Origin of the sequence: Anaerostipes faecis (assembly GCF_910574135.1) — a bacterium.
Taxonomy (GTDB): Bacteria; Bacillota; Clostridia; order Lachnospirales; family Lachnospiraceae; genus Anaerostipes; species Anaerostipes hominis.
In genome coordinates, this window is sequence record NZ_CAJSYK010000007.1 from 52,110 (window position 1) to 69,705 (window position 17,596).

At 46.9% G+C, this 17,596-nt stretch carries 15 protein-coding genes; 14 read left to right on the forward strand and 1 reads right to left on the reverse strand.

Annotated elements, in window-relative coordinates:
- The first annotated feature begins 28 nt into the window (after positions 1-28).
- The 7 genes from QGT46_RS06605 to QGT46_RS06635 all read left to right on the forward strand — a co-directional run bounded on the left by QGT46_RS06605 (position 29) and on the right by QGT46_RS06635 (position 8,932).
- On the forward strand, positions 29-1,018 hold the full coding sequence (locus tag QGT46_RS06605; RefSeq protein WP_148458709.1) for a Gfo/Idh/MocA family protein: 990 nt from the start codon (positions 29-31) through the stop codon (positions 1,016-1,018).
- Between the two features lie 14 nt (positions 1,019-1,032).
- A complete protein-coding gene (locus QGT46_RS06610; protein ID WP_022261241.1) occupies positions 1,033-1,803 on the forward strand; it encodes a peptidylprolyl isomerase in 771 nt (256 codons plus the stop codon).
- Positions 1,804-1,825: 22 nt separating this feature from the next.
- Positions 1,826-3,217 (forward strand): PLP-dependent aminotransferase family protein, encoded by a 1,392-nt coding sequence (locus tag QGT46_RS06615; protein WP_024726715.1) that lies wholly within the window; start codon positions 1,826-1,828, stop codon positions 3,215-3,217.
- A gap of 29 nt (positions 3,218-3,246) precedes the next feature.
- Complete coding sequence (gene clpX / locus QGT46_RS06620) at positions 3,247-4,656, forward strand: ATP-dependent Clp protease ATP-binding subunit ClpX (RefSeq protein ID WP_148458708.1); 1,410 nt, start codon at positions 3,247-3,249, stop codon at positions 4,654-4,656.
- 86 nt (positions 4,657-4,742) lie between these two features.
- On the forward strand, positions 4,743-6,698 hold the full coding sequence (locus tag QGT46_RS06625; RefSeq protein ID WP_006565581.1) for a fructose-bisphosphatase class III: 1,956 nt from the start codon (positions 4,743-4,745) through the stop codon (positions 6,696-6,698).
- 12 nt (positions 6,699-6,710) lie between these two features.
- Complete coding sequence (locus QGT46_RS06630; RefSeq protein WP_006565580.1) at positions 6,711-7,193, forward strand: gamma carbonic anhydrase family protein; 483 nt, start codon at positions 6,711-6,713, stop codon at positions 7,191-7,193.
- Between the two features lie 53 nt (positions 7,194-7,246).
- Positions 7,247-8,932, forward strand: a complete 1,686-nt coding sequence (locus QGT46_RS06635; RefSeq protein WP_148458707.1) for a S8 family peptidase — start codon at positions 7,247-7,249, stop codon at positions 8,930-8,932.
- A 367-nt stretch (positions 8,933-9,299) separates the two neighbouring features.
- On the opposite strand, the gene hydE is transcribed toward QGT46_RS06635, so the two are convergent.
- Positions 9,300-10,349, reverse strand: coding sequence for a [FeFe] hydrogenase H-cluster radical SAM maturase HydE (hydE, locus tag QGT46_RS06640; RefSeq protein ID WP_148458706.1), 1,050 nt, complete (start codon positions 10,347-10,349; stop codon positions 9,300-9,302).
- Positions 10,350-10,646: 297 nt separating this feature from the next.
- Between hydE and upp the strand changes: the two genes are divergently transcribed.
- The 7 genes from upp (at position 10,647) to QGT46_RS06675 (ending at position 17,595) form a co-directional block, all read left to right on the forward strand.
- Positions 10,647-11,279 carry a uracil phosphoribosyltransferase gene (upp, locus tag QGT46_RS06645; RefSeq protein ID WP_148458705.1) on the forward strand — a complete coding sequence of 211 codons (633 nt, stop codon included), beginning with the start codon at positions 10,647-10,649 and terminating at the stop codon, positions 11,277-11,279.
- 111 nt (positions 11,280-11,390) lie between these two features.
- Positions 11,391-13,217 (forward strand): translational GTPase TypA, encoded by a 1,827-nt coding sequence (gene typA, locus QGT46_RS06650; RefSeq protein ID WP_148458704.1) that lies wholly within the window; start codon positions 11,391-11,393, stop codon positions 13,215-13,217.
- 105 nt (positions 13,218-13,322) lie between these two features.
- On the forward strand, positions 13,323-13,958 hold the full coding sequence (locus QGT46_RS06655) for a single-stranded DNA-binding protein (protein WP_024726720.1): 636 nt from the start codon (positions 13,323-13,325) through the stop codon (positions 13,956-13,958).
- 192 nt (positions 13,959-14,150) lie between these two features.
- Positions 14,151-14,639: a cob(I)yrinic acid a,c-diamide adenosyltransferase gene (locus QGT46_RS06660; protein ID WP_148458703.1), complete on the forward strand. Its 489-nt coding sequence runs from the start codon at positions 14,151-14,153 to the stop codon at positions 14,637-14,639.
- Between the two features lie 29 nt (positions 14,640-14,668).
- Positions 14,669-15,553, forward strand: a complete 885-nt coding sequence (gene dapA, locus QGT46_RS06665; protein WP_148458702.1) for a 4-hydroxy-tetrahydrodipicolinate synthase — start codon at positions 14,669-14,671, stop codon at positions 15,551-15,553.
- A 12-nt stretch (positions 15,554-15,565) separates the two neighbouring features.
- Positions 15,566-16,321, forward strand: a complete 756-nt coding sequence (gene dapB, locus QGT46_RS06670) for a 4-hydroxy-tetrahydrodipicolinate reductase (RefSeq protein WP_024726723.1) — start codon at positions 15,566-15,568, stop codon at positions 16,319-16,321.
- A gap of 80 nt (positions 16,322-16,401) precedes the next feature.
- A complete protein-coding gene (locus QGT46_RS06675; RefSeq protein WP_148458701.1) occupies positions 16,402-17,595 on the forward strand; it encodes a pyridoxal phosphate-dependent aminotransferase in 1,194 nt (397 codons plus the stop codon).
- The last annotated feature ends 1 nt before the right edge of the window (position 17,596 follow it).

Consider the following 17,596-nt stretch of genomic DNA (forward strand, 5'->3'; position numbering starts at 1 on the left):
AATTGCATTTAGGTATAAGGAGGAAATTATGGTACGGTTGGCATGTATAGGAACGAATTTTATCACGGATTGGCTCTTGGAAGGCATCCGGGAGGTCGAAGGGATCGAGCTTTCAGCGGTCTATTCAAGGACAATGGAAAAGGGGAAAGAATTTGCGGCCAAATACGGGGTCGATAAGGTATATGATAATTATGAAGAACTGGCAAAGGACCCTGAGATCGATGCGGTCTATGTGGCAAGCCCTACCTACTGTCATTTTAAGCACACGATGATGATGCTCAACCACAAAAAGCACGTGTTATGTGAAAAGCCTGTGGCATCCAATTTAACGGAGCTTGAACTGATGATTCAGGCGGCAAAGGAAAACCAGGTCGTATTTATGGAAGCCATGAAGTCCGTACATACACCCGGATTTAAAGCAATGAAAGAATATCTTCCTAAGCTCGGCACCGTGCGCCGTGCCACGATCCAGTACTGCCAGTATTCTTCACGATATGACAAGTTTAAAAACGGAATTATTGAAAATGCTTTTAAGCCCGAGCTTTCCAACGGAGCCATTATGGACATCGGCGTGTACTGCGTGCATTTTCTTGCAGCTTTATTCGGGATGCCGGAAAAAATACTGGCAGATGCCATATTCCTGGACAACGGTGTGGACGGGGCAGGCTCTCTTATCGCGTCCTATGGGGATAAACAGGCGGAAGTCATTTACTCAAAGATCACCAATTCCAAGCTTCCGACCCAGATCCAGGGAGAGAAGGGCTGCATGATCGTGTCAGAGTGCCCGAATCCAAGAGAGATCAAGATTCTTTACAACGACGGCAGCGAAGAGATCATTGAATGTGACAGCCGTTCCAACCCGATGAATTACGAAGCACAGACCTTTGTGGAACTGATAGAGACAGGGCAGACAGACCATCCATATCTGGAAGCTTCTGTCATGGAAATGAAGATCATAGACGAAGCCAGACGGCAGACCGGAATCGTATTTCCGGCAGATAAAATCACAGAACAGTAAAGGAGAACAGATTCATGAAAAAGAAACTGATCGCAGGGGGGCTGATCCTCTGCACATTAGCGCTTTGTGCATGCCAGACCGGAAAAAAACAGGAGAAAACAGAGAAAGCAAAAACCACCGCCCAGACATCCACAGAGGCAAAGGTACTCAGCAAATATAAAGAGATCAGGATCAACGGAGCCAAAAAGACCGTGCAGATCGGGGAACCGTCCAAAGGGGAGACGGTTGCTATTGTGAAAGTCAAGGGTTACGGAACAATGAAGTTTAAGTTTTTCCTCAAAGACTCCCCGCTGGCAGTCAAGAACTTTTTGACTCTGGCATCCAACGGATATTATGACGGAATTATTTTTCACAGGGTCATCAAAGATTTCATGATCCAGGGAGGCGATCCGACGGGAACAGGAAAAGGCGGGCAGAGCATCTGGGGAAAAGAGTTCAAGAATGAGACTTCCGACAAACTGATCCCGGTAAGAGGCGCTCTCTGTATGGCAAATGCAGGACCCGACACCAACGGAAGCCAGTTTTTTGTAGTGCAGAACAGGGAAATTACTGATGAAATGCTGGATTCTTCTCCGATAGAGCTTACAAAATCGCAGAGGAATCTGTTTAAAGACCAGGGAGGATACCCGTCTCTGACCGGAGACTACACGGTATTCGGACAGCTGTATGACGGATACGATGTTCTGGACAAGATTGCAGAGGCTCAGACTGTGTCAGATGCAAAGGCCGAAAACAAACCTAAAAAAGACATTGTCATTCAAAAAATCACTGTAAAGAATTACTAGAAAAACTGCTGGGGAGGGACAGATGCTTACCATCGGACTGGATCACACAAAAAAAGAACCGCTTTACAGGCAGATTTATACTTATATCCGGGATGAAATACGGAGTGGGGCTCTGCCCTGCGGGTCCAGGCTTCCGTCCACCAGGAGGCTGGCAAAGCATATGGACCTGAGTCGGAATACGATCGATCTGGCCTACGGCCAGCTGACAGCCGAAGGATATATTGAGGCAAAGCCCAAGCGCGGATATTTTATCTGCCAGGTGGAAGACCTGGCGTCTTTAAATATTCCCGTGGAGACAGAGGAGGAAGATCCGGTGCAGGAGGAAGATCCGATCCCTTTTGATTTTTCTCCCGTAGGAGTCGACATGACTCTGTTCCCCTATAATGTATGGAGACGGCTTCTGAAAGAAGTCATGATGAACGACAACAGTGAGCTGTTCCAAAAAGGAGAAAATCAGGGGGATTTAGGCCTGAGGAGGGCTATTATGTATTACCTCAGGCAGTCCAGAGGCGTCCACGTGGGCACCAGCCAGATTATCATAGGAGCGGGGATTGAAAACCTGCTGTTTCTCCTGAGCCTGACTCTGGGTAAGGGCAGGACCATGGCCATGGAAAACCCGGCATACCTAAACGCCTATCAGACGGTCCGCGAACTCGGATTTCAGGTACTTCCCGTAGACATGGACGAGGAAGGCATGAGGGTTTCGCAGCTGGAGCAGAGCGGTGCGGATCTCGCCTATGTCACGCCCGCCCGTCAGTATCCTACCGGTGTGGTTCTTCCGATCGGCAGAAGGAGCCGGCTGATCAAATGGGCCAGAGAAAAGGAAGAACGGTATATTATCGAGGATGACTACGACAGTGAGTTCCGGTACTATGGAAAGCCGATCCCGGCCCTTCAGGGCATCGACGAGAGTGATAAGGTAATATATATGGGTACTTTTTCTAAAGCGATCGCCCCTGCCATACGGATCGGTTATATGGTGCTGCCCAAAAGCCTTGTGCCTGCATACAGAAAGACCGCGGGTATTTTCTCCTGTGCGGTATCCAGGATCGACCAGAGTGTTCTCACCTCTTTTTTGTCGGAAGGTCATTTTGAACGGCACTTAAACCGGATGAGAAATGTTTATAAAGAAAAGCACGATCTTCTGATTCAAAAGCTGAAGGAAATTGACAGCCGGATCACAGTTTACGGTGCCGGAGCAGGCCTTCATGTGCGCGTTGATTTTCATATTCAGGATACAGATTGGTTTGAAAAAGAACTGCTGAAACGGGGAGTCAGGGTTTATCCTCTTTCGATGTATTATATAGACGGAGGTCCCGAAAAGGAGCAGTATATTTTAGGCTTTACGAAAATGCAGAAAGAAGATATGATAAAAGGACTTAAAGCCATCCGGGATGTTTACCGGCTGGCATGACATTTTCTACAAGAAATGAGGTACAAATAATGTCTGAAGAAATAAATGAAACAGAATTAGAAGAAAAAGAAGTGCCTGCAAAAACTACTGAGGAGAAAGACGAAACCCATGATGTGGAGCGCTACTGCTATCTGTGCCGCAGGCCGGAATCGATTACCGGAAAGATGATCACGCTTCCCAAGGATATACATATATGCGTAGACTGTATGCAGAGAACTATGGACAGTATGGGAAACGGACAGTTCGGCTTTATCGATGCCACAAACATGGACCTGAACAATATGGACTTATCCCATCTGATGGAAAATATGCAGGAACCGCCTGCGCAGGCAGTGAAGAAAAAAGATAAAAAGAAGAAAAAGAAAGAAAAAAAAGAATTAAATTTAAGAGATATTCCGGCACCGCACAAGATCAAGGCTATGCTGGATGAATATGTCATAGGACAGGATTATGCAAAAAAGGTCATGTCTGTGGCGGTCTACAATCACTATAAACGGGTGGTGACCAACACCATGGAAGAGATCGAGATCGACAAATCCAACATGCTCATGGTCGGGCCTACCGGTTCCGGAAAGACGTATCTTGTCAGGACTCTGGCGAGGCTTCTTCAGGTGCCGCTTGCCATTACGGATGCCACTTCTCTGACGGAGGCTGGCTATATCGGAGATGATGTGGAGAGTGTGCTCTCCAAGCTTCTGCAGGCAGCAGACAATGATGTCGACGAGGCAGAACACGGCATTATTTTTATTGATGAGATCGATAAAATCGCAAAGAAACAGAATACCAACAGCCGTGATGTCAGCGGAGAATCCGTACAGCAGGGGCTGTTAAAGCTTCTGGAGGGGGCGGAGGTAGAAGTGCCGGTGGGTGCAACAAGCAAGAATGCCATGGTGCCCATGACGACAATTAATACAAAGAACATCCTGTTTATTTGCGGGGGTGCCTTTCCTGATCTTGATGAAATCATCAAAAAGCGTCTCATGAAGCAGACATCTATCGGCTTCCATGCAGACCTAAAAGATAAATTTGACAAAGACGAGAACATTCTGTCCAGAGTCACTGTGGATGATCTGCGGGAATACGGTATGATACCGGAATTTTTAGGGAGACTCCCGATGGTATTTACGCTGGAAGGGCTGTCAAAGGATATGCTGGTCCGTATTCTGAAAGAGCCGAAAAATGCAATCTTAAAACAGTACCAGAAGCTTCTGGAGCTGGATGAAGTTGAGCTGATATTTGACGAAAGTGCGCTGGAAGCAATCGCGGAAAAAGCGCTGGAAAAGAAGACAGGTGCCCGTGCATTAAGGGCGATCATAGAGAAATTTATGCTGGATATCATGTTTGAGATTCCGAAGGATGACACGATCGGAAGAGTGATCATCAACAGGGATTATATTTTAAATCACGGTACGCCGGTGATCGAACTGCGGGGACAATAACAGAAAAAAGCCGGATCATATGATCTGGCTTTTTGCCTAATATTTTTGCTGAGGAGATGATATAATAGCTTTATGGAGGATTGTGTATGAATGATTTTAAGTATTTGAAAGAATTGTCCAAGCAGTACCCAAACATTTCTGCGGCCTCTGCGGAAATTATTAATTTGCAGGCTATTTTAAATCTTCCCAAAGGAACAGAGCATTTCGTTTCCGATCTGCATGGGGAGTACGAGAAATTCAGCCACATATTGAGAAACGGTTCCGGGGCGATCAGGGGGAAGATTGACGACCAGTTCGGCAATATTTTAAGCATCAAAGAGAAAAAGAATCTGGCGTCTGTCATCTATTATCCCGAGCAGAAGATGGACCTGATGGAAGAGGAATTGTCCGAAGAAGAGCTGGATTCCTGGTACCGGACCACGCTGATCCGGCTGATTCTCATGGCGAAGCTGGCCGCAAGCAAGTATACGAGATCGAAAGTGAGAAAAGCTATGCCTCCGGTGTTTGCGTACATCATGGAGGAATTGATCACAGAACACGGAATGCTGGACAAGGACGAGTATTTTGACCAGATCATCGAGACGGTTTTAAAGACCGGGCAGGTCAGGGAGCTGATCGCGGCCCTGGGCCATCTGATCCAGAGGCTGACCATCGACCATCTCCATGTGATCGGGGATATCTATGACCGCGGACCGGGAGCACACCGGATCATGGACTGTCTGATGGATTATCATTCTCTGGATATCCAGTGGGGAAATCATGACATTCTCTGGATGGGAGCGGCATCCGGACACGGGGCGTGTATTGCCAATGTGGTGAGGATCAGCGCCAGATATAATAATCTGGATACCCTGGAAAACGGATACGGAATCAATCTCATCCCTCTGGCGAGGTTTGCGCTGGACTGTTATAAGGATGATCCCTGCGAACTGTTTACGATCTCGGGGGATGTCCAGGAAGAGGATGTCAGGGAGCTGGATCTAAATAAAAAGATGCACAAGGCCATTGCCGTCATTCAATTTAAACTGGAGGGCCGTCTGATCAGGAGAAGACCGGATTTCGGCATGGAGGAGCGCCTGCTTCTGGATAAGATCAACTATGAAAAAGGCACCATCTGTATGCGGGGAAAAGAATACCCGTTAAAGGATACTCATTTTCCGACTATCGATCCAAAGGATCCGTACCGGCTGACCAAAGAAGAAGAGTATGTGATGGAACATTTGATTACTTCGTTCAAATACTGTGCTCATTTGCAGGAACATGTGCGGTTTCTTTTTTCAAAGGGCAGCATGTATCTTACATATAACGACATGGTGCTCTATCACGGCTGCGTTCCGCTGAATGCAGACGGAAGTTTCCGTCAGGTGAAGATCAACGGAAAGAAATACGCGGGGAAGGCCCTCTGCGATGTGCTGGAACACCACGCCCGCCAGGGATATTTTGAGCAGGAAAATTCACCGAAGAAAAAGTACGGACAGGATATCATGTGGTACATATGGTCCAATGAAAATTCTCCGGTGTATGGAAAAGATAAGATGGCTACCTTCGAGCGCTATTTTGTGGAGGACCCTGACTTGAAAAAGGAGACGAAGGATTATTATTATCAGCTGATCGAGGAGGAGGCAGTCCTTTACCAGATACTGGAGGAGTTTGATGCCGACGGCATGAAAGGTCATGTCGTCAACGGCCATATGCCTGTCGCTGTCAAGGACGGAGAAAGCCCAATCAAATGCAAAGGAAAGCTGTTCATCATTGACGGAGGCTTTTCAAAGGCATACCAGAAAAAAACAGGGATCGCAGGTTATACTCTCGTTTCCAATTCTTACGGAATTAAACTGGTTGCTCATGAGCCGTTTAAATCCAGAGATTTTGTTATCCGTGAAGAAACAGATATACATTCAGATACGGTCCTGTCTAAAAAGGTGATCCGCAGGAAACGGGTCGGGGATACGGACAACGGAAAACGAATAAAGGAAAGCATTAAGGATCTGGGCTGTCTCGTGACAGCATACCGAAAAGGAGAAATTTCAGAAAGAATCTAAGGAGCAGACACTATGGAAAAGACATATTATCAGGCACCTACGGCTGCAGTGCTGGGAGACGTGGAATTGGGAGACGGAGTTTCTGTCTGGTTCTCCTCTGTGGTCAGGGGCGACGAAAACCGTATAAAGATCGGAAACCAGACCAACATCCAGGAAAACTGCACGGTCCACGTGGAGGAAGGCCATCCGGTTCTCGTAGGGGAGCGGGTGACGGTAGGACACAACACGATTCTTCACGGGTGCACTATTGGGGATGAGACAATGATCGGCATGGGAAGCATCATCATGAACGGAGCCGAGATCGGCACCCATTGTTTCATCGGGGCGGGAAGCCTTGTGACGGAAGGAACCGTGATCCCGGACGGAAGCCTTGCGTTCGGACGTCCCGCAAAGGTGGTCCGTCCGGTAACAGAAGTAGAAATCCGCCATATCAGGGAAAGCAGCCGGTATTATGTGGAAACTGCACAAAATCATCTCATAGAGAAAAAATCATAATTTCAATAGACATTTCATAACTATTAAGCAAGATTATTTTTAGGGAGAATTTTATGCCGGATGCTTGCATTGGTGCGGCAGTCAATGAAAATTACCGCGATTTTATTTCCGGATTCAGGACCAGTCCGAATGAACTTCGGGACTTTTATCACACAGACTGCATCACTCAGGTGAATTTTCAATATGCGATCGTCTATGTAGATGAGCAGCAGGCGGCTGCTTCCCCTGTCTCCAATTTTTCGGGAAATGCAATTCCCAGGTGCTACGGCCTCATGGATATGCAGGTTCTGGAGGAGACCGGGGCGGCCCAGGTGCAGCGGTCGGGGCTGGATCTCACGGGACAGGGAGTCCTGGCAGCAGTCATAGATACAGGGATCGACTATACCAATACTGTGTTCCAGCTGGGAAATCAGACTACAAAGATTCAATATATGTGGGATCAGACGATACAGGGAGAAGATCCTCCAATGCCTTATGGATATGGGACAGAATATACAAAAGAGCAGATTGATGAGGCGTTGCAGGCAGAAGATCCCCTGGAGATTGTTCCGAGCCAGGATACGTCGGGGCATGGAACATTTCTTGCAGGCATGATCGCGGGAAATGAAGTACAGGAAGAGAATTTTTCAGGGATCGCACCAGGGTCCGAGCTGGTGGTGGTAAAACTGAAACAGGCAAAAAGCTACCTGAAAGAATATTACTGTATTGACCCTTCAAAGGAAGTATATGCAGAACCAGATATCATGCTGGCGATCCGCTATGTTCTGGAGAAGGCAGATGAACTTAATATGCCGGTTGTGATCTATCTGGGGCTTGGGACCAATCTTTCTTCCCACACCGGAACTTCACCGCTGGCCAGGCAGATTTCAGCTCTGGCATACCAGCCGGGAATTGCGATCGTTGTGACCGGGGGAAATGAAGGGCAGACCAAACATCACTATGCGGGTACTCTCTCAGATGGAGAGGTTGTGGTGGAAATAAAGGTGGGACCGGGGGAATATGGATTTACGGCGGAACTGTGGGGCTTTCAGCCAAACCAGTTTTTTGTGGACATCGAATCGCCCTCCGGCCAGAGAACCGGTGTAATATCAGGAGGCTACAAGGGCAGAAGAAATATCACATTTCTGCTGGAACAGACGAGTCTCATCGTAGATTATTTTACCATTGACATATCCACTGGTTCGCCTTTTATCCGCATGAGATTCCGTGCCCCGGCAGAGGGAATATGGAAGGTTCATGTCACAGACGAAAATGTAGGGAGCAGGGAGTTTGACATGTGGCTTCCCATACGGAATTTTATCACCGATGAGACTTATTTTTTGGAATCCACACCGTATAATACACTGACTGCACCGGGAAACGCGGCACCGGTCATTACTCCTTCCACTTATAATCAGAGCAATAACAGTTTTTTTATCGAAAGCGGAAGGGGATATCCCAGGACCATGACCATACAGCCAGATTTTTCGGCGCCGGGTGTCAATGTGATCGGAGTCCTTCCAAGGAACAGGTTTGGGATGAAGACGGGCGCCAGTATTTCAGGGGCAGTGGTCGCGGGTCTTGCGGCACTGCTGTTGGAGTGGGGTCAGGTCAAAGAAAATGACTTGATCATGAACACGCTGAGACTGAAAAATTATCTGATCCGCGGAGCCAGGAGAGATCCGGACCGAAATTATCCAAACAGGGAATGGGGATTTGGGGCCGTGGATGTTTATCAGGCTTTTTTAAGAATCCGTTAGAGACGGCACTACAAAAGAAACTCCATGTTTGCAGACTTATTTCCAGTTTTTTTCATTTTGTTTCGGGAATAATTAATTTATAGTAACAAGCAGAATACACAGGAGTAGTAGGATGTAGAGAGATAATATTTATGAAAAGCTGTGCCCTTATGTAGAGAGGGCAAAAGGCGGAGACGAACAGGCCTTCGAGTATCTCTATCACCATTGAACAGAGAGCTGGTCCTTCAATGTGAATCTGCAGATGAGCGCAATCATCGCTGTGACAGTAATTGCGGCACTTTAACAGCAAGAGGAAATAAATCATTATATCATGCGGGAGCCATAGGAAATTCGGCAAGAAACTGCCGAACGGAAGGGGAGACAGGATTTATAAATATTCCCGGTAATCTCCGCGGCTAAATTCCAGGTGATAACCGATGCTTTCCATCCTGCGTCCGAGACAGCCTACGCATTCGGCGGCCTCATCTCCGGTGCAGATCTTGTTGTCGTAGAGAGCATAATCTTTCCTGACATCAATCGGGGAGAGATTCGGCATAACCACATTTGCACCGGCGAGGATTCCTTTTTCACGGCCGTTCGGATCAATTGTTCCAAGTGCCGTGGTGGAAGGCAGCAGGAGATGGTGATTCATCAGGCGCAGGATGCTGATCATATAAGTTGTGAGGTCCGCTGTGCCGGACGGCTCGTCCTTAAACGGTGTATCGTGATGAGGGATGAACGGCCCGATCCCTACCATTTTAGGATTCAGCTCTTTGATAAACAGAAGATCTTCAGCCAGATGGGCAGCCGTCTGTCCGGGGGCACCTACCATAAAGCCGGTACCGACATGAAAGCCGGCTTTTTTTAAGTCCCACAGGCACTGCTTGCGGCGGGCCAGTGACATCGTTTCGGGATGAAGTTTTTGATAGTGCTCCTCGGTGGCTGTCTCATGGCGCAGGAGATAACGGTTGGCTCCCGCCTCAAAGAGAGCCTGGTAGCTTTCCGGTGAGCGTTCCCCAAGGGACAGGGTGATAGCGCAGTCTGGATAGGATTTGCGCATGGCGGAGACAATAGAGACCATACGCTCATCATGAAAATAAGGGTCTTCACCTCCCTGAAGGACAAAACTTCGGTATCCAAGCTCATATCCGCTTTCACATGCGGAGAGAATCTGCTCCTCAGTCAAACGGTAACGGCTGACATTTGGGTTGGAACGGCGGATACCGCAGTATAAGCAGTCATTTTTGCAGTAGTTGGTAAATTCAATGAGCCCCCTTGGGAAAACTCCGGTGCCATATATTTTCTGAGCTTCTTTCCGGGCCAGGGATGCAAGATATTCGGCATCCTCTGCTGTCCTGTGTTCGATCAGGCGTATAAAATCTTCTTTTGGCAAAATCTGTTCTTTATATAATCGGTTTATCAACTCAAAATGGTTCATGAAGATCAGGTTCCTTTCTTGGCATATTATGAGTTTTTTACCACTATTTTCGTCATGCTTTGAAATGCATTCCTATAATCGTGGTAAAAAACTATCGTTGAATTGTTCTTTTCTTCACAGCCAGTTATAAACTTTCAACGTTTTCATAACACTATGTGTGGAAAATATCATATCATAATAAGAATAGAATAGAAAGCATTTCTCTAACTGCCGGTTTGTGATAAACTTTTGTTATAAGTTGAAGCGGGATTATCCGCTTCATATTGATACCACAGGAGAAAAAGAAAGGAAAGAAACATGAATGAGAATGTAACCGTTTTTAGCCATCCGTTAATCAAACATAAGATTTCCCAGTTAAGGGATGAAACGTGCAAGACCAAGGAATTCAGGGCACTGGTGGAAGAAATATCTATGCTCATGGGTTATGAGGTGCTCAGGGATCTGGAGATGGAAGAAATCGAGATCAAGACACCGATGGAGACAACCACGGCACCGATTATTAAAGGAAAGAAGCTTGCTCTGGTCCCGATTCTCAGGGCAGGACTCGGCATGACCGGAGGGATTCTGTCCCTGGTGCCGTCTGCTAAAGTAGGACATGTGGGTATGTACAGAGACGAAGAGACTCTGGAACCCAAAGAATATTACTGCAAACTGCCAGAAGAGATCGACCAGCGCATGATCCTGATCGTAGATCCCATGCTGGCAACCGGAGGATCTGCGGATGCGGCGGTTCAGTTTGTGAAAAAAAAGGGCGGAAAGCAGATAAAGTTTGTTTCCATCATAGCAGCGCCTGAAGGAGTAAAACGCCTGTCGGAGGCGCATCCTGACATTCAGATCTACTGTGGGGAGATAGACAGGGGATTAAATGAAAATGGATACATTCTGCCGGGACTCGGCGATGCCGGCGACCGTATTTTCGGAACGAAATAAAGAATGAATGAGGGAATTACATTGGGAAACAATGAGAGTAATATTTGAATCTTATATCCGAATGTGCTAAACTACAAAAGTTGACGTTTTTTAAAGGAAAGTGAGTAAAAGATGGTAAGAGAAGATATTAGAAATATTGCGATTATTGCCCATGTAGATCATGGAAAGACCACATTGGTGGATGAGTTATTAAAACAGAGCGGTATCTTCCGTGAAAATCAAGAAGTAGAAGAAAGAGTCATGGACTCTAACGATATTGAGAGAGAACGCGGTATCACGATTTTGTCAAAGAATACCGGCGTGCGCTATAACGATGTAAAGATCAATATTATTGATACTCCGGGACATGCTGACTTCGGCGGCGAAGTAGAGCGTGTGTTAAAGATGGTAAACGGAGTGGTTCTTGTAGTAGACGCCTTTGAAGGCCCTATGCCACAGACAAAGTTTGTATTAAAAAAAGCGCTGGAATTGGACTTGTCCGTGATCGTCTGTGTCAATAAAGTAGACCGTCCGGAAGCAAGGCCTGATGAAGTGGTGGATGAAGTACTGGAATTACTGATGGAACTGGACGCAGACGACAAGCAGCTGGACTGTCCGTTTGTCTTCGCGTCCGCAAAGGACGGATATGCGGTTGCCGATCTTTCCGATGAGAAGAAAGATATGAAGCCGCTGTTCGACACTATCATTGAACACATTGAGGCGCCGGAGGGAGATCCGGAGAAACCGACTCAGGTATTGATCAGTACCATTGACTACAATGAATATGTGGGAAGGATCGGAGTCGGCAAAGTGGACAATGGTTCTATCAAGGTAAACCAGGAGTATATGGTTGTAAATGCCCATGAAGAAGAGAAACAGCAAAAGGTCCGCATCACCAAGTTATATGAATTCGAGGGTCTTAACAAAGTGGATGTGAAAGAGGCAGGCATCGGTTCTATTGTTGCCATTTCCGGAATTTCAGACATTCATATCGGGGATACGATCTGTGACATGGATGAGCCGGCTGCAATCCCGTTCCAGAAAATCTCAGAGCCTACGATTGCTATGCAGTTCATGGTCAATGACAGTCCTTTGGCCGGACAGGAAGGAAAGTTTGTCACCAGCAGGCATTTAAGGGACAGGCTGTTCCGTGAATTGAATACGGATGTCAGTTTAAGGGTAGAGGAAAGCGATACCACAGACAGTTATAAGGTATCCGGCCGTGGAGAGCTCCATTTATCCGTTCTGATCGAGAACATGCGCCGTGAGGGTTATGAGTTTGCAGTGAGTAAAGCGGAAGTCCTCTATAAGGAAGATGAGAAAGGCAAAAAGCTGGAACCGATGGAGATCGCCGTAGTTGACGTGCCGGAAGAGTTTGCCGGAGCCGTCATCGATAAATTAAGCCAGAGAAAGGGTGAACTTCAGGGTATGAGTTCTGCCAAAGGCGGTTATTCAAGGCTTGAATTCTCTATTCCGTCCAGAGGTTTGATCGGATACCGGGGAGAATTTTTGACAGATACCAAGGGAAACGGCATTTTAAATACAGTATTCGACGGTTATGGACCTTATAAGGGAGATATTCAATACCGCAAGCAGGGTTCCCTGATCGCGTATGAAACAGGGGAGACTGTGACCTACGGATTATTTGCGGCCCAGGAGAGAGGAACGCTGTTCGTGGGAGCCGGAGAGAAGGTTTACAGCGGCATGGTCATCGGGCAGAACGGAAAAGCCGAGGACGTTGAGGTGAACGTGTGCAGAACGAAAAAGCTCACCAATACCCGTGCATCGGGTTCCGACGATGCTTTAAAGCTTTCGCCGCCGAAAATTTTAAGCCTGGAGCAGGCCTTAGAGTTTATCGACACCGATGAACTCCTGGAGATCACTCCGGAAAATATCAGAATCCGAAAAAAAATTCTGGACCCTACGATGAGAAAAAGACAGGCGTATAAGAAACAATAATGTCAAAACCTTCCGAATATTTTGTCGAAGGATTTTTCTTCTAATTGATGTCAGTTTAGAATACTCTGTATAGTACACGAATTGATACAAGAAGGGAGAAAAAGTATGACAGAAAAAGGAATCAATAATAATCAAGTGGAGGTAGCGGGCGAGATTATATCCACCTTTGAATACAGCCATGAGATTTTTGGCGAAGGTTTTTATATGGTCAAACTTTTAGTAAACAGGTTAAGCGAAGCGACTGATGAAATACCATTGATGATTTCCGAACGTTTAGTGGACGTTACAAAGGACTGCCGGGGGAAATATCTCAGGGCTTTCGGACAGTTCCGGTCGTATAACAAACATGAAGAAAACCATAACCATTTGATCTTGTCCGTCTTCGTCAGGGATTTGGAGTTCCTTGATTCTATGGAAGACGTGAAGCCGAATCAGATCCAGCTGGACGGGTTTATCTGCAAGCAGCCGGTCTACCGGATGACGCCGCTCGGAAGAGAAATCTGCGACATTTTGCTGGCTGTGAACCGCTCCTACGGGAAATCCGATTATATCCCTTGTATCTGCTGGGGAAGGAATGCCAGATTTGCGGGGAGTCTTGAGATCGGCTCCAGGATTGAACTTGTGGGAAGGATTCAGAGCCGTGAGTACCAGAAGCGGATCAGTGAATTTGAAGTTGTAAAGAGGACTGCATATGAAGTGTCTGTGAATAAACTGGAAATGAAGGTCCCGGAAGAAGAGTAAAAGCCTTTGTTTTGCAGGACATACGGGTAAGTCAGCATAAAATCGGGGGATTTCACTAGGTATTCCCGCAGAGCACACCGTATTTTAAACCCTTCGGGTGGACGTACTTCGTACGATAATGTATAGATTTTTTGCCGGAATGGTGATATAATAAAGCGATATTACTAAAGGAAGATTCTTTGAGGTGAAAAGATGAAAGGACGAGTGGAAGTTTACTGCGGCCAGGGCAAAGGGAAGACATCGTCGGCCTTAGGCCACTGCATCAAAGCAGCAGGACAGGGGAAGCAAGTCATTATTGTTCAATTCCTGAAAGGAAAAGACACGGAGGAAATCAGCTTTATAAGACGCCTGGAACCAGAGATCCAGCTGTTCAGTTTTGAGAAGTATGAACAGCACTATATGGATCTGACGCCTGAACAAAAGAAAGAGCAGGAGCATTTCATCAGCAACGGCCTCTGTTATACGAAAAAGGTCATTGACACCAGACAGTGCGATGTCTTAGTGCTTGATGAGGTACTCGGACTTTTAGATCTTGGACTTCTTTCTGAGGAGGAACTGGTGGCTTTGGTCGCCGAAAGGGACGAGGAACTGGAAGTCATCATGACAGGAAGAAGGCTGCCTGATTCTTTGAAGGACTGGGTGGATGACATCTACTGCATTAACGCAATTAAAGAATCATAAGGTTACATAAGAGATTAGGAGGAATGTATATGGCTATATTTACTGGAGCCGGCGTTGCATTGATCACGCCGATGAAAGAAGACTTATCAGTAGACTATGACCAGCTTGAAAGGGTCATTGACGATCAGATTGATCACGGCACCGACAGTATCATCATCTGCGGGACCACAGGGGAAGCATCCACGATGTCTCACAAGGAGCAAATCGAGGTCGTTTCCGCATGTGTTTCATGCGTCAACAAACGGGTTCCGGTCATTGCCGGGGCAGGTGCTAATTGCACAGACGAAGCCCTTTATCTTGCCAAGGAGTCGGAGAGAGTCGGAAGCGACGGGCTTTTAGTTGTAACTCCATACTATAACAAAGCCACACAGGCAGGCTTGGTCGAGTATTACACGAGTATAGGTAATTCTGTAAACATTCCTATCATTATGTATAATATCCCGGGAAGGACCGGAGTAAACATTCAGCCTGAGACGACGGCAAAGATCTTCAAATCAGTGGAGAATATTGTGGGTATGAAGGAAGCCAGCGGCAATCTTTCACAGGTTGCGGATGCCCTCTATCTGACGGACGGAGAACTTGACATGTATTCCGGAAATGACGACCAGATCCTTCCGGTCTTATCTCTTGGAGGTAAGGGTGTGATCTCTGTATTGTCCAACATCGCACCGCAGGAGACTCATGATATGGTCATGAAGTTCTTAAACGGAGATGTAAAGGGCAGCCAGGAGCTTCAGATGAAGTATATGGACGTGATCCATAAACTGTTCTGTGAAGTGAACCCGATCCCTGTAAAAAGAGCTATGGCAGAGCTGGGCTTTGGAGCCAATGCAGTGAGAAGGCCGCTTACAGAGATGGAAGAAGGCCACGCACAGGAACTCATTGAATCTATGAAAAAAGCAGGAATTCTTTAAGGAGCAGCACAAATGATAAAAGTAATGATGCACGGCTGCAATGGCGCTATGGGACAGGTGATCAGCGAGATCATCGAAGAATCCGAAAGTGCGGTCATGGCGGCGGGAGTAGACTTTAAAGACGACGGACACAATCCATATCCGGTATTTAAAAATTTGGAAGACTGCAATGTGGACGTCGATGTAATCATTGATTTTTCCTCCTCCAAAGCCACGGACCGTCTGTTAAGCTATGTGGCTGAAAAGCAGATACCGCTTGTCTTATGTACGACGGGCCTGAGCGAAGAACAGTTAAAAAAAGTCGAGGAGACAAGCAAAAAGACCGCAATTTTAAGGTCTGCCAACATGTCCCTCGGAGTCAATATTTTATTAAAGCTTGTGAATACGGCGGCAAAGGTGCTGGCAGATGCGGATTTTGATATTGATATCGTAGAGAAACACCATAAACTGAAAGTAGACGCGCCGTCAGGAACTGCCCTTGCGTTGGCAGACGCTGTCAATGAAGCGCTTCACAACGAGTATGAGTATGTTTATGACCGAAGCCAGAGAAGGATCAAGCGTCCGAAAAAAGAGATCGGCATTTCGGCGGTCCGCGGAGGGACCATAGTCGGACAGCACGATGTGATCTTTGCCGGACAGGATGAAGTCATTGAATTTCATCACACGGCCTACTCCAAAGCAATCTTTGGGAAAGGAGCAGTCAGCGCGGCAATCTACCTGGCGGGCAAACCGGCCGGCATGTATGACATGAGCGACGTGATCGGTTAAATAATGTTTGAAACCAAAGGCGGTACGGCTGATTATTCGTACTGCCTTTTTGTGAACATACGAAAGAAAGAGTGAGTTTTATGTTATCAAAAAAAGTATTAGAGTTATCGAAACAGCACTCCGTGATCCGGGATATTTTTGAATTCGGCATGGAGAGGGCCAAAGAAGTGGGAACTGAAAATGTATTTGATTTCAGCATAGGAAATCCATCGGTGCCTGCCCCTAAGGAAGTGGATGATACAGCCATGGAGTACATAAAAGGCGGCGATCCGGTGGCAGTCCATGGATATACAAGCAACGCCGGAATATTTGAGGTGAGGGATGCCGTGGCGGCGTCTCTAAACCGCAGGTTTGATACAACTTACAGCGCGGATAATATTTTCATGACCATAGGGGCTGCTGCTGCCGTGGGCATCTGCTTTAAAAGCCTGGTGGACGGGCCGGAGGATGAGATCATCACCTTTGCGCCTTATTTTCCCGAATACCAGGTATATGCTGAGGGAGCCGGGTGTAAGCTCACCGTTATACCGGCTGAGACTGAGACATTCCAAATTGATTTTGATAGGCTTAAGTCTGCCATCAATATGCACACGAAGGCTGTGCTGATCAATTCCCCGAACAATCCTTCCGGAGCCGTTTATTCCAAGCACACGATTCAGAGGCTTGCAGATCTTCTCACGAAGAAGCAGAAGGAGACAGGCCACAGCATTTATATCATATCTGACGAGCCATACAGGGAGATCGTCTATGACGGAATAAAGCTTCCCCACGTTCCGAAATATTATGACAACACATTAGTCTGTTATTCTTTCAGCAAATCCCTTTCCATACCCGGAGAACGGATCGGCTATATCATCGCACCGTGTGAGGCGGAAGATTACGGGAACCTTCTGGCTGTATTTATTGCTGCGGGAAGGCTGCTTTCTTATGTGAGTGTGCCTGCCCTGTATCAGAAGGTAGTCGGCGACTGTGTTGATCTCACGGCGGATCTCTCCGTATATCAGGCAAACAAGGACTTATTTTATAACGCCTTGACGGATATGGGCTACGAGTGTGTGGAGCCGGGAGGTGCTTTTTATCTGTTCCCCAAGGCTTTGGAACCGGACGCAAATGCATTTTGTGAGCGGGCAAAGAAGTATGACCTGCTGATGGTTCCGGGGGACAGCTTCGGATGTCCGGGTTATGTGCGGATTTCGTACTGTGTACCTACGGAACGGATTGAGAAGGCGCTGCCTCTGTTTCAGAAACTGATCGATGAATACAAGGAGAGATAAG